The organism is Chitinophaga sp. GbtcB8 (genome assembly GCF_019091455.1).
Classification (GTDB): Bacteria; Bacteroidota; Bacteroidia; order Chitinophagales; family Chitinophagaceae; genus Chitinophaga.
In genome coordinates, this window is the sequence record NZ_JAGXJN010000027.1 from 37305 (window position 1) to 51085 (window position 13781).

A 13781-nucleotide genomic window follows, 5' to 3' on the forward strand; every position below is an offset into this window, starting at 1 on the left:
CAGGTTCAGCGCTGTAAAGTTGGGCCAGTCGTCTTCAATTTCCGGGCCTTCAGCTACCGTATAACCCAGCCGCGCAAATATGTTGATGATCTTATTACGTACAATGCTGATGGGGTGGCGGGTACCCAGGCGGTGCGCTTCTGCAGGCAGGCTAAAGTCCACGGCAGCCTGCGTTTGGCCGGCGCCGTCCTTTAAGTGCTCAAACTGCGTATAGCGTTCTTCCGCTACCTGCTTAAAGCTGTTCAATACCTGCCCGAACTCCTTTTTACGTTCATTGGGTACCTGCTTCATTTCCCCGAACATGGCTTTTACAATCCCTTTTGTTCCAAGGAACTTAATGCGGTATTGTTCCAGCTCATCTGCCGTTTTAGGTTCAAAGGCCTGTATTTCCTGTGTGTAGGCCGTTATTTGCTGTACTATCTGCTCCATAGGGCAACAAAGATAAGAGAATTCAGATTTGCCAAAAAAATCTTACCTTTTAGGGTACAAATACCCACTATGACTGTTGCGGGCTACATTGGGGCAGTAATTGCGCTACTGGTGTGTATTGTTATCCTCTTCCTACTACTGCTAAGGTATAAACGAAAATATCAGGCAGAAGCAACGGTTACTTATTTTGCAACCTCCCTTTTTGGAAAAAATACGATCGACGACATCCTGTGGGATATTGCCAAGAACTGCATCCGCCACTTACAGTTTGAAGATTGTGTAATATACCTGCTGGATGCCGACCGGCAAATGCTGGTGCAAAAAGCCGCCTATGGCCCCAAGAACCCCATGCGTTTTGAAATAAAAGAGCCGCTTGAAATTCCCGTAGGCCAGGGCATAACCGGTACCGTGGCCATTACCGGCAAACCGGAAATTATATCCAACACCAGTAAGGATGCCCGTTATATACAGGACGATAAACGCCGCCCGTCTGAAATAGCCGTACCCATTTGTTATGAAGGAAAGGTAATAGGCGTAATAGATTCTGAACATCACCGCTCCGGCTTTTACAGGCCCGCGCACCTGCGTGTGCTGGAAAAAATAGCCGCCATTAGCGCCATTAAAATAGGCAAAACACTGGCGGAGCAAAAGGCGCAGCTGCAGGAGGCAGAGGTGCAGCTGCTGCACCGGCAGCTGGCTGAGTTCCGGCTGGTAACGCTTAAATCGCAAATGAATCCCCACTTCCTGTTCAACTGTTTGAACGGGGTATATAACTGCCTGCTTACCGGGCAAATGCAAAAGGCCGAAGAGTATATTTCCAGCTTTGCACGCCTGCTGCGCATGGTGCTGATGCATGCGGAAAAGAATTTTATTTCCCTGCGGGATGAAATGGACCTGCTGCAGTACTACCTGAAAATAGAATGCCTGCGTACAGACCATGCCTTTACCTATACCATGGAGGTAGATGAAGACATTAACCCGGGTGAATATTACGTACCCGGTATGCTGATACAGCCTTTCCTTGAAAACGCCATCTGGCACGGGTTAATGAATAAAACAGGGGAGCGGCAGCTGCACATTAAATGGCGGCAGCAAAATGAGCGGGTGGTGATATGTGAGATCATGGATAATGGGGTAGGCCGCAGTGAAGCGGCAAGGTACACGGATAATGGGTTAAAAACAGGCCGGCATCAATCCAGGGGAATGGGCTTGTGCCAGGAGCGGGTAGACCTATACAAGTCCCTGTTCGACACCCGTTTCAGCATACAGGTATCCGACCTGGTAGATGCGCATAACCAGCCGGCCGGCACCAAAGTAACCATTGCTTTTGAAATAAACCCGGATATGATCGCTACACAGGTCATTTAAAAAATAAGCTTATACCCCACCCCGCGGATGTTCACGATCTGTACCCGCGGATCTTCTTTCAGGTAGCGGCGTATTTTGGTGATGAATACATCCATACTACGGGCATTAAAAAAGCTATCATCCCCCCAAAGGTCCAGCAGCACTGTTTTACGCTCCATTACCTGGTTCTTGTTATCGTACAGGCGGCGCAGTATCTCCGCTTCACGGTGGGAAAGAAAAGCCGAATTACCATTACGGGTAAGCGTTTGTTTTATGTAGTGAAAAGCATACTGCCCTATCATTACTACCTCCCCGCTTTCCACACCCGGCGGGGGCGCAGGCTGCTCACTGGAACGTTTTAGCAGGGCCTTGATACGTACTATCAGCTCGTCCATGCTAAAAGGTTTCTTCAGGTAGTCATTGCCACCCAGCTCAAAACCTTTCACCACATCCGCTGTTTGTGATTTGGCGGTAAGGAATATAATGGGCGTCAGCTTATCCTGCTTGCGGATCTCCGTGGTTACGCTAAACCCATCCATGTTGAGCATCATAATATCCAGCACCACCACATCCGGATGGTGCTGCTGGTACAGGCGCAGGCCATCTTTGCCATCTGCTGCGTACAGCATATCAAAGCCGCGCATTTCCAGGCTGTCTTTCACAATCTGGCCCAGCTGATATTCATCCTCTATCAATAATACTTTTGCCATAAAATGATTTCAGATTTACGATTTCAGATTTACGATTTAGATTCAAAGCGATTCGGTCAAATCTAAAATCGTAAATCTAAGATCTAAAATTTTTAAACGGGGATCTCCATGGTAAATTCACTGCCTTTCTCCGGCTCACTGCGTACCGTAATGCTGCCATGGTGCAGCTCCGCTATCTTTTTCACATAGCTCAGGCCCAGGCCAAAACCCTTTACATTATGCAGGTTGCCGGTAGGCACCCGGAAGAATTTGTCAAAAATACTCTCCTGGTAAATACGGGGTATGCCAATGCCGTTATCCTTCACCTTAATGGTTAGCAGGCCATTGCTTTTGCTGCACTGGATATGCACCATGGGCTGATCGCCGGAGTATTTAATAGCATTGTCCACGAGGTTATTCACCGCGTTGGATAAATGGGTTTTGTCCACATACACCAGCGGGTGATCCAAATGGTTATCATAACGGAACTGTACCGGCTGGCCGGTTTTTACCTGGTGGTTGGTAATAATGTTATCTATCAGGTCGTTCAGGTCCGTTTCCTCTTTAAAAAGCTCTATTTCTTCTTTCTCTTCTGCGGCAATGTGTAATACTTTCTCCACCAGGTCAGAGAGGCGCTGCAGCTCCTGTTTGGAAATATCCAGGTAGTTCTTTGTCTTACGCTGATCGCTTAACGCGTTGAAATTCTGCATAGCCTCTACCGCTGCATATACAGTGGCAATGGGCGTGTTCAGCTCATGCGTCATGTTGTTGATGAAATCATTCTTTACATCAGATAAGCGCTTTTGCTTTAAGATGGTGCGCAGCATGTAAATAAAGCAAAGGGTGGTCAGTATCAGCAGCACCAGCGACGTAAACAGCGTCCACACCATTTTCATCAGGATGTATTGTAAGGGCGATGCAAAGGTAGCCTGTACAAACAGGTTGCTGGCCGGGTTAAAGGGCATTTTACTTGTTTTTAGGGGCTCTCTTATACGCATGCTGTCCCGGAAGCTTTCCCGGGAAAAGTTGCTGAAGTTTACATGAAAAGTGTCAAACCTATAACCCGTTACAATTTGCCGGTTATGCAGCTCCGCGGTAAAGTTGGAGTCCAGCCCTTTCAGGTTCACACTATCCCCGTAAAGGTTATTTAACAAGATCAGGTCAGACATTTGCCGGGCCAGCGTATCCGCAAAAGTACGGGAAGGCGTGCCGGGTTTAAATATCGGCAGGGGGCGCTCGCCGCCCATAATAGCATCTAACATCGCCTGGGCCGAATCTCTTTTTGCCCTGGATGCGCTCAGCTGCTCCGGCTGCAAAACCAGGTTGGATCCCCCCTTGGCCACAGTGTCTTTACCGTAATAATGTACCAGCCGCCGGGCCTCAATAAACTGGTTATTGAATAAAGACGTACGCAGCGCCCCGTTTATATCCCGGTTAAACTGGTCAAACTGTACTTCATAGGAATTATAAAGCCAGTAACCCTGGAAAAGATAGATCCCCAGGATGCAGACACTCATTAGTATAAATATGTTACGGATGCGCTTACGCATGGTAACAAAACTATTGTTTTCCCGGCGGGTCTGCTTCCTTTTCTTAACAATAATTAACAGTAAATAAGAATGCTTAACTGAGAATCTGTACTTTGCACATGCCCTGGCGGCAGCCGGATAGCAGCCGCATCCTTTTATATCTTTTATGATCGGCTGAAGATCAAGAGTTTCCGCAGGGCAGATAAATGGCGGTAAAACTCCGTAGGCGGCCGCCAGAAAGGCATCAAAAGCAGGAAGCTATAGCGTTAATAATCAGATAGAGAGATGAAGTCACTTGTATGCACGCTGGTCTTTATTATCCTGTGTGGTACCCTGGTCCGGGGGCAGATGAGGCAGAAAGGACAGATCAAAGGCCATCTTACTGATAAAAGCTCCGAACAGCCGCTGGCAGATGCCAGTGTGGCTTTGTTATACGCCAAAGATTCTACTATGGCCGCATCGGCCTTTACAGATAAAAAAGGCGCCTTTACCCTGGATGATTTACCGGAAGGCACCTATAAGCTATACATCACTTTCCTGGGTTACCAGCCCTTATTACAAACGGTATCTATTACCCCGGAACAACCTATTGCTGCACTGGGCGCTATTCCCCTGCAAAAAACCGGTGTTACCCTGGATGCTGTTGAGATAACGGAAATAAAACCACCCATCCGCGTTAAAAAAGATACGCTGGAGTTCAACGCAGGCTCCTTCAAAACCCGTCAGAATGCCCTAGTGGAGGAATTGCTGAAAAAGCTGCCCGGCGTGGAAGTAGATAAGGATGGTAACATTAAAGCCCAGGGCGAAACCGTGAAAAAGATCCTGGTAGATGGTAAACCTTTTTTTGGCAATGATCCCAAGCTGGCCACCAAAAACCTGCCGGCAGAGATTGTAGACAAGATCCAGCTGATAGATAAAAAATCTGACCAGGCCCAGTTTTCCGGTATCAACGACGGGCAAACGGAAAAAGCCATCAACATCACCATCAAAAAAGACCGTAAGAAAGGCATGTTCGGCCAGGTATCTGCCGGCGCAGGCACTGATGAACGTTTTGCGGCCAGCACCTCCCTGAACCGTTTCCGGGAAGATCAGCAGCTCTCTTTCATAGGCAGCGGCAATAACGTCAACAACCAGGGTTATACAGACATCAGCGGCCTGAGTATGGGTGGCAGCCGGGGTATGCGCGGGGGTATGGGTAACAACGGCGGCAACGGCATTTCCCGCAACTGGACCGCAGGCCTTAATTACAGCCAGGACCTTACAAAAAGGATCCGCATCAGCGGCAGCTATTTTTATAACAATACCACCACGGAAAATGACCGTAACAGCGCGCGCCAGAACCTGCTGCCGGATACTACCTACTACTATAACCAGCGCTCAAATTCAATCAGCACCAACGCCAATCATAATTTTAACATGCGGGTGGAGTACGAGATAGACAGTACACAATCCCTCATCATTTCACCCAACTTAAATTACACTACCAGCAGCAATTTCCAGGATAACCTGTATGAATCCCTGGGAGGCTCGCACCAGCTGGTGAACAACGGTACCACCCGTAATGCAGGCAACAATACAACGCCCACCTTTGCTGCAGATGTGCTGTACCGCAAAAAGTTCCATAAAACCGGGCGCACCTTCAGCGCTAACCTGAATATGGGCACTAACAACAGCGACATGGAGAACTATAACCACTCCAATAACCTGTTCATACAGCCTAACGGCGCCATTCAAACAGACAGTATAGACCAGCGTAATGATATTACCAACAAAGGCCTGAACACCAATGTACGCCTCATTTACACGGAGCCGCTGGCAAAAGATCATTTCCTGGAATTTACCTATGCCTGGAGCCGTAACTATTCATCATCCGATAAGCTAACCTATGATTTTAATGCCACTAAAGGCATCTACGACCGGCCCAATGATAGTTTAAGTAATTCCTTTGAGAATACTTTCTCTACCCAGCAGGCTGGGGTAAGCCTGCGCACGCAAAAGAAAACGTATGATTACAGCCTGGGGCTGAATGTGCAGTACAGTGACCTGGATAACAACAACATCAGCCTGCAGAACCGGCTGCAGCAGCATACGTTCAACTTTTTCCCATCCGCCAGTTTCAGCTACGCGTTTAACAATAATAAACGCCTGCGTTTCTTTTACCGGGGCGGTACCCAGCAGCCTAATGTAAGCCAGCTGCAACCCGTGCCGGATAACAGTAACCCGTTGTATATCCAGTTAGGCAACCCTGACCTGAAACCTTCTTTCAACAACAATTTCAGCATAGGGTATAACACCTTTAACCCTTCCAGCATGCAGGGGTTATTTGCCAATATAAGCATGGCGCTTACCAGCAACAAGATTATTAATGCCAATTACTTTGATTCCCTGGGCAGGCAGGTAAGCCAGCCGGTGAATGTGAATGGCGCTTATAACATTAATGGTAACCTGGTAAATACCATTCCACTTAAAAGAGAGCATACTTCCCTGAATGCCACTACCAATTTTAGCCTGAACCGGGATGTAAGCTACATTAACAACATCAAGGGCATTACGCGCAACTTTACGATAAACCAGGGGCTGAGTTTTAACTACGCCTACCGCGAGCTGTTTGACTTTTCAACCAATGGCGGTATAAATTATAACGGCGCCCGCTATACCGTGCAAAAAGATAATAACCGCGATTATTTCAACTACTTTTTTTCCTTTGATTTTAATGTGAACCTGCCCTTAGGCTTTAACATTGGCTTTGACCTGGACTATACGCTGAACACCGGTCTGGCAGCAGGTTACAACCAGGATGTAACCATGCTGAACGCCTATATATCCAAAAGCCTGTTCCGCAATAAGCAGGGCCTTATAAAACTGCAGGGTTTTGACCTGCTGAACCAAAATGTAAGCATTAGCCGCAATGTGGGCGAGAATTATATTGAGGATGTACAGGCCCGGGTGCTGCAGCGTTTTTGCCTGCTGAGCTTTTCTTATTTCCTGAACCGTTTTGGTGGTGGGGAGAAAGGGGGCAACAAAAATATGCGCATGAGGAATGTTGTACCAATGCAAATGATGCCAGGTGGTGCGCGAATGATAAGAACGAGAGGCTAGGCCTAAAAACTTGAAAGGTTGAAAGAAAATAAAGGTGGATGCATGTTTTAAATGCACATAAGTTTCCGCTAGCATCCAACTTTAAATCCTTACAACCTTGGTATCTTAGTAGACGTGTAACTTACCGTTAAGTACCACATCTGATCATGCTTTTTGTCCTTCCATTTTCACCTTCTGTACCTTCCAGCCCTGAGTGATGCGCTGCATTACCCAGGAAAGCGTAAAGGTGGGTATGAAATCGAGCCCGGGAAACAGTTCTTCCATAAAATTGAATAAACTGCCAAAGGTGCCCAGGGTACCGCCAAACATGCGGTAAAAAATAATGGCGGAGATGGGCGCCCAAATAACGTCACTTACTTCTCCTAACAGGGGTACTGCATAACTTGCACAACCTAAAAGGTCCATTATCACGCAAACCAATAAACTGGGAGTATATCTTTTTTCCATCTTTCAACCTCCTCTTTTCTTATAAAAGCTTTAAACAGGTAAAATGTTACAGTTTCTGATAAATAAGCACAATTAATGCCAAACTTTGGGGTCGCTGAAACAGGCTGCTGGCCTGGCTTTCTAACTTATTGATATATACGTAAAAGTAAGGCAAAAAGATGTGCACGTTATACGGAAAATCGAAAATGCGTAGAACCCGCAGGGGGGAAGGGAGTTACGAATTGTCAATTACGAATGGCGCATGACTCTAAGCGATTGATCTTTAAGAGCCGCGCCCTGTTTATATATACGGTGGTATTGGTTATCAATAGTGTTATTGAGATGTTAATCGCCGTTGGTTCAAAACCATCATTGATTTTCAAGAGCGTTTTTTTGCCTGCGATGTACCTGATTTGTAATTATTCATTCCCCCTGGGCTGTACATAATTCGTAATCATAATTGAAAATTCGTAATTTCCACGACTAAACCGTTCACATACAATGCCTGATAAAAACTCACGCCGCGATATGATTAAAAAAGCCGCTGCACTGGCCTTTGCCTCCACTACATTATCATCCCTCACCAACCGGGTAATGGCCCATGAAGAGGCCATGGATGAAAAACTGAAAGGCAACATTAACCACTCCGTTTGCGCCTGGTGTTATAACGATATTCCGCTGGAAGAGCTGTGCAAATCCTCTAAGAACATTGGTTTACAATCCATTGACCTGCTGGATCCGAAAGATTTTGCCACCGCAAAAAAATATGATCTTACCTGTGCCATGGTAGCTTCTATCAACAAGGACTGGGGTATTACCAAAGGCTGGAACCGGGTAGAACATCACGATAAGCTGGTGGAATATTATCAATACCTGATCGATGAAACGGCCAAAGCGGGGTTTCCCAACCTCATATGCTTTTCCGGTAACCGCGAAGGGCTGGATGATGAGCAGGGCCTGAAGAACTGTGCCCAGGGCCTTAAACGCATTATGGGTTATGCGGAAAAAAAGAAGGTGACCATTGTAATGGAGCTGCTGAACAGCAAAGTAAATCACCATGATTACCAGTGCGATCATACGCTGTGGGGCGTGGAATTATGCAAGGCCATTGGCGATGAACGCTTTAAGCTGCTGTACGATATTTACCACATGCAGATCATGGAGGGAGATGTGATCCGTACCATACAAGATCACCACTCCTATATTGCACACTACCATACCGGCGGGGTACCCGGCCGTCATGAAATAGATGAAACGCAGGAGCTGTACTACCCGGCTATTATGAAAGCCATACACGATACCGGCTTTAAGGGTTTTGTAGCACAGGAGTTTGTGCCTAAACGCGTTGATAAACTCGGCTCCCTGAAACAAGGGGTTGAGATCTGTGATATTTAAGTTCAGTCCATGGTCCATGGCCGATAGTCCATTGCCTGCTGCGTTAAGCAGGTTGCACTGGGACCGGCCATGGACCATTATTTTTTCTCCAAATTCCCATCCCACCAACTACTACCTTACACAGCAGGTCATGGGCATCGACCATGGACTATTTATTCTATATTTGCGCCCAAATAGTCCACAAAACAAGTAGGATAACATGGCACAGATCTTCAAAAAACCTTTAAGCTGGTTATTACAGGAATCCGGCCAGGAAGGCGCCCATACCTTAAAACGTACTTTGAGCGCTTTTCAGCTCGTAACACTGGGCATAGGCGGTATTATCGGCGCCGGCCTGTTTTCCCTGAGCGGGCTGGCAGCAGCCAACAACGCAGGGCCGGCCGTTACGCTTTCCTTTATAGTAGCCGCTATTGGCTGCGCCTTTTCGGGGCTGTGTTATGCGGAGTTTTCATCCATGATACCTGTTGCCGGCAGCGCCTATCCCTATGCCTACGCCACCATGGGCGAAATGATTGCCTGGATCATTGGCTGGGACCTGGGGCTGGAATTTTCCGTAGGTGCGGCTACAGTTGCCATCAGCTGGTCTAACTACCTGGTAAAGTTCTTAAGCTCGTATAATATTTACCTGCCGCCGCAATTGGTACACTCGCCCTTTGAAACCGCTCAGCTGGCAGATGGTACGGTGGTACACGGTATTATGAACCTTCCGGCAGCACTTGTTATACTGGCTATGTCCTGGTTGCTGATACGCGGTACTAAAGGCTCCGCCATCTGGACTACGCTGGTAGTGATCCTGAAAGTAGGCGTGGTGATCTTATTCATTGCGCTGGGCTGGCGTTATATACAACCTGCCAACTATACGCCTTACATACCGGCTAATACCGGCACCTTTGGGGAATATGGCTGGTCCGGCATTTTGCGCGGGGCAGGCGTTGTATTCTTTGTGTATTTAGGGTTTGATATTATCAGCGCAGCTGCGCAGGAAACGCGTAACCCTAAACGTAATATGCCTATCGGCATCCTGGGGTCGCTGGTGGTGTGTACGATATTGTTTATCCTGTTTGCGCATGTAATGACCGGCCTGGCCCCTTATACAGCCTTTAAAGGCAATGCTGCACCGGTGGCGGTGGCTATTGAGCGCACGCCTTATACCTGGCTCTCGCAGCTGATCATACTGGCTATCCTCATCGGCTATACGTCTGTAATATTGGTAGATCTTTTAGGGCAAACCCGTGTGTTTTATGCCATGGCTAAAGATGGTTTGCTGCCTAAAGTATTTTCGGATATCCATCCCCGTTTTCAAACGCCGTGGCGCTCCAATATCCTGTTCTGCATTTTTGTAGGTTTGTTTGCAGCGTTTGTACCCATCCGCGTAGTAGGTGAAATGACCAGCATTGGTACTCTGCTGGCATTTGTGATCGTTTGCGCCGGCGTATGGATCATGCGGTATTCCATGCCGGATGCGCCCCGTGCTTTTAAAACGCCCTTAGTGCCTTTTGTACCTATTATGGGTATTATTACCTGTGTGGGTATAATGTTGTTCCTGCCCTGGGATACCTGGCTGCGGCTGATCGTATGGATGGCTATTGGTATGGTGATCTATTTCCGGTATGGGAAAAAACATAGTAAAGTGAGGCGAGCTGTTGGCCGTTAGCTGTTAGCTGTTGGCAGTCATGTACACCATTTCACCATGACTGCCAGCTGTTACTAATATTCAAAACTTAACATTACAATTTACAACCCATCCGCTCCAATAACTGCCAACTGCCAACAGCTAACAGCTAAACTAAAACTTCCAGTCCTCCCGCAGCACGCCCATCACCACCATATCCACATACTGCCCGTGCAGCTTGGCGCTGTGACGCAGTATCCCTTCCTTGGCAAAACCAAGCCGTATGGGTATTTGCGCGCTGCGCTCGTTCTGCAATACAAAACGGATCTCAATTTTATTCAGCCGTAATTTTTTAAACGCAAAGGTGATCAGCGCCCGGCAGCTGGCTGTGGCTATACCTTTGCGCTGAAAGGCTTCGCTTACCCAATAACCTATTTCTGCTTTTTGCAGCAGGTGATCCCAGCCATGCAGGTCCATCACACCACATAACTGCTGCTGGTACCATATGCCCAGGGCCATGGCTTCCTGCTCTTCGGCCTTGCGCTGCATAAGCTGTATAAAACGTATAGAGTGTTCTTCATTGGTATTATAATCTACCCACGGCAAAAATTTGCGCAGGCTTTTGCGCGATGCATCTATTTGCTTATACAAGGGTGCGGCATCCGCCGGCTGCAGCTGCCGCAGGGTTATCAGCTCATTTACACGAAGTTCCAGCATATCAGGAGAATGGTGGTCAGTAAGATGTTCCGCGGCCAAATTAAACAAATTTAGCCACAAGCTTGTGTTACAGCCATATATAAAAAAGGCCGGCACTATTGCCAGCCTTGTACAGTTGCAGCGTTTAGTTTGGATTGAATAAAAACACATTCCTAATTCTGCGCTATCAACTGTTGTTTAGTCATGTCCTTTACAATCAGTTTGGCGTACAGGTAGGCCTGTCTTACGGCAGTAGGCGGGTCTACGGACTGTGTTTGGGCAGAGTAGATCAGCTTACGCTGGTTCAGGTCGTACAGGTTACTTTCCCAGTTATACCGGGTGTTGGTCTGGTAATAACCTGGCTGGTACATAGCACCGTACCAGCGGCTGTAATACGGCCAAAAACCACCATAGTACGGTCCGTATGGACCATAAGGGCTTGATGGTACAAAATCCCTTTCACGCGCTTTATTCAGCAGCACTACTGTCAGCACCTGGCTGGCATCACTGTTGCGCAGCTGGCGCAGGGCCGCTTTTTCATCTGTCTTATCCCCAAAAGCATCCGGCCCGTAAGTACGCAGGGCAGAAGCAGCGTTCAGTCCTTCTTTCTGCAGCTCAGCTACCAGGTTATCTTCCATCAGGGCCCGCAGCTGTTTTTCACGTTGCGGCACCAATGCCATTACCATAATCTTTTTATCTTTTTGTAGCTGTGCATCATTCGTTTTCCAGGAAGAGGTGAGCTTGGTGCTGGTACAAGCACCCAGCAACAGCAATCCTGCGCCCATTATAAATAATCCAACCTTTTTCATAATCGCCTCGTTTTTATACTGTTTAGACGGGCAAAGGGAAGTATAGTTACATGGGGTGGTGTTAAGGGAATGTAAAAATAGTCGATGGCCGATGGTCCATTGCATAGTGCGGGGGTAAAAAAACAAAGTCCATAATCTATAACCCATTACAAGGAGGCTATCGACTATGGACCTACTAATAACTACTATGCGAAAAAACATTCTACGCGCAAGGCCATGGACCATCGACCATGGACCCACTAATAATTTATCACCTGCTCTTCAATAGCAGCAGGTATTTCCCGGAACTGGTACAGCTGCGTACGCAGCTGCGGCTCAAAACCGGCTTCTTTAATAGCTTCCTGTATAGAGCGGTAAGTGAACCGGTGCGGTGCACCTGCTGCGCTTACCACATTCTCTTCGATCATAATAGAGCCAAAATCATTGGCGCCGGCATGCAGGCATAACTGCGCTACCTGCTTACCAACAGTAAGCCAGGAGGCCTGTATATTCTTCACATTCGGCAGCATAATGCGGCTCAGCGCTATCATGCGTATATATTCTTCGGCAGTGGTAATGTTGTGTACTCCGCGTATGCGGGCCAGCAGCGTATCCACATCCTGGAAGGTCCAGGGAATAAAGGCGGTAAAACCATAATGTCCTTCCGGTTTTTCACTTTGTACCTGGCGTATATCTGCCAGGTGCTCAAACCTTTCCAGCACGGTTTCTACGTGGCCAAACATCATGGTAGCAGAGGAGGCAATGTTCAGCTTATGTGCAGCCCGCATTACATCCAGCCACTCCTGCGCACCACATTTTCCTTTGGAGATGAGGCGGCGCACCCGGTCGTTCAGTATTTCCGCACCAGCGCCGGGCAGGCTGTCCATACCGGCTTCCTGCAAGGCTTTCAGCACTTCAATGTGCGTGCTTTTTTCCAGCTTGGTAATATGCGCTACTTCGGGAGGGCCAAGCGTGTGCAGGCGTAAGGTAGGGTATAGCTGTTTCAGCTCTTTGAACAGGTCTACATAAAAGCTGAGTCCCAGCTCAGGGTGATGGCCCCCTTGCAGCAGCAGCTGATCGCCGCCGTACTTCAGGGTTTCATCTATCTTGCGCTTGTACTCTTCAATATTGGTAATGTAAGCATCCGCATGCCCGGGTATCCGGTAAAAATTGCAGAATTTGCAGTTGGCCGTGCATACGTTGGTGGTATTCACGTTTCGGTCTATCTGCCAGGTTACTTTGCCATGCGGTACCTGTATCTTACGCAGTTCGTTGGCAATATGCGCCAGCTCTGCCATGGGCGCTTTCTCAAATAAGAACACTCCTTCTTCCGCAGTCAGCCACTCGAAGGCAAGGGCTTTCTGATATAGATCTTTCAATTGCATTGTTAAGCCTTATGCAGCAAAGTTACTAATTACAGGATATAAGTTGCTGATATTCGTCAGCCCGCTCAATTCTGCATCAGGCCCGCCTTAAATCCGGATCAAGTCCACGTCATGTCCACAAGGTACTTGATAATCAATCGTGTAGACCTGGTGCTGCAATGGCCATGTACATTGTTCCGGCACATTGCACCTCAGATCATGTACCCGGTACTACAAGGTTACCTAAGCCTGCGGCGGTGGAATAAAGCAACCCCTGCAAGCATTACTGCTGCAAGACCTCACACCCTGCACAAATGCCTGCAGACGCTACTAGATAAGCATTGATACCCCATATCTATCCGTCATACATTCGTATACCTGCCCCTTCCAATCCATTCATCTCCCCG

Annotated in this window: 10 protein-coding genes and 1 pseudogene; 4 read left to right on the forward strand and 7 right to left on the reverse strand. The window is 47.7% G+C overall.

What is annotated here, in order from left to right; all coding sequences use genetic code 11:
- Positions 1-429 (reverse strand): annotated as a pseudogene (locus tag KVT36_RS32820) (phenylalanine--tRNA ligase subunit alpha); the annotation flags it as partial.
- Between the two features lie 69 nt (positions 430-498).
- On the opposite strand from KVT36_RS32820, the gene KVT36_RS21470 reads away from it, so the two are divergent.
- Complete coding sequence (locus KVT36_RS21470; RefSeq protein WP_217605499.1) at positions 499-1797, forward strand: histidine kinase; 1299 nt, start codon at positions 499-501, stop codon at positions 1795-1797.
- Here the strand turns inward: KVT36_RS21470 and KVT36_RS21475 are convergent.
- Positions 1794-2486 (reverse strand): response regulator transcription factor, encoded by a 693-nt coding sequence (locus tag KVT36_RS21475; RefSeq protein WP_217605500.1) that lies wholly within the window; start codon positions 2484-2486, stop codon positions 1794-1796. The two genes, KVT36_RS21470 and KVT36_RS21475, sit on opposite strands and share 4 nt — an antisense overlap.
- Positions 2487-2578: 92 nt before the next feature.
- The gene (locus KVT36_RS21480; RefSeq protein ID WP_217605501.1) at positions 2579-4015 is read right to left on the reverse strand and encodes a sensor histidine kinase KdpD; all 1437 of its coding nucleotides are present in this window, start codon (positions 4013-4015) and stop codon (positions 2579-2581) included.
- Positions 4016-4279: 264 nt separating this feature from the next.
- On the opposite strand from KVT36_RS21480, the gene KVT36_RS21485 reads away from it, so the two are divergent.
- Positions 4280-7093 carry an outer membrane beta-barrel family protein gene (locus tag KVT36_RS21485; protein ID WP_217605502.1) on the forward strand — a complete coding sequence of 938 codons (2814 nt, stop codon included), beginning with the start codon at positions 4280-4282 and terminating at the stop codon, positions 7091-7093.
- A gap of 144 nt (positions 7094-7237) precedes the next feature.
- On the opposite strand, the gene KVT36_RS21490 is transcribed toward KVT36_RS21485, so the two are convergent.
- On the reverse strand, positions 7238-7540 hold the full coding sequence (locus KVT36_RS21490; RefSeq protein WP_217605503.1) for a hypothetical protein: 303 nt from the start codon (positions 7538-7540) through the stop codon (positions 7238-7240).
- A gap of 480 nt (positions 7541-8020) precedes the next feature.
- Here KVT36_RS21490 and KVT36_RS21495 point away from each other — a divergent pair, with 480 nt between their 5' ends.
- Positions 8021-8914, forward strand: a complete 894-nt coding sequence (locus tag KVT36_RS21495) for a hydroxypyruvate isomerase family protein (RefSeq protein ID WP_217605504.1) — start codon at positions 8021-8023, stop codon at positions 8912-8914.
- 199 nt (positions 8915-9113) lie between these two features.
- Positions 9114-10568 carry an APC family permease gene (locus tag KVT36_RS21500; protein ID WP_217605505.1) on the forward strand — a complete coding sequence of 485 codons (1455 nt, stop codon included), beginning with the start codon at positions 9114-9116 and terminating at the stop codon, positions 10566-10568.
- Between the two features lie 132 nt (positions 10569-10700).
- On the opposite strand, the gene KVT36_RS21505 is transcribed toward KVT36_RS21500, so the two are convergent.
- The 3 genes from KVT36_RS21505 to mqnC form a co-directional block, all read right to left on the reverse strand.
- A complete protein-coding gene (locus KVT36_RS21505) occupies positions 10701-11282 on the reverse strand; it encodes a GNAT family N-acetyltransferase (protein ID WP_217605506.1) in 582 nt (193 codons plus the stop codon).
- Between the two features lie 113 nt (positions 11283-11395).
- Positions 11396-12031: a hypothetical protein gene (locus KVT36_RS21510; RefSeq protein WP_217605507.1), complete on the reverse strand. Its 636-nt coding sequence runs from the start codon at positions 12029-12031 to the stop codon at positions 11396-11398.
- A 239-nt stretch (positions 12032-12270) separates the two neighbouring features.
- Positions 12271-13395 (reverse strand): cyclic dehypoxanthinyl futalosine synthase, encoded by a 1125-nt coding sequence (mqnC, locus tag KVT36_RS21515; RefSeq protein ID WP_217605508.1) that lies wholly within the window; start codon positions 13393-13395, stop codon positions 12271-12273.
- Positions 13396-13781: the final 386 nt, after the last annotated feature.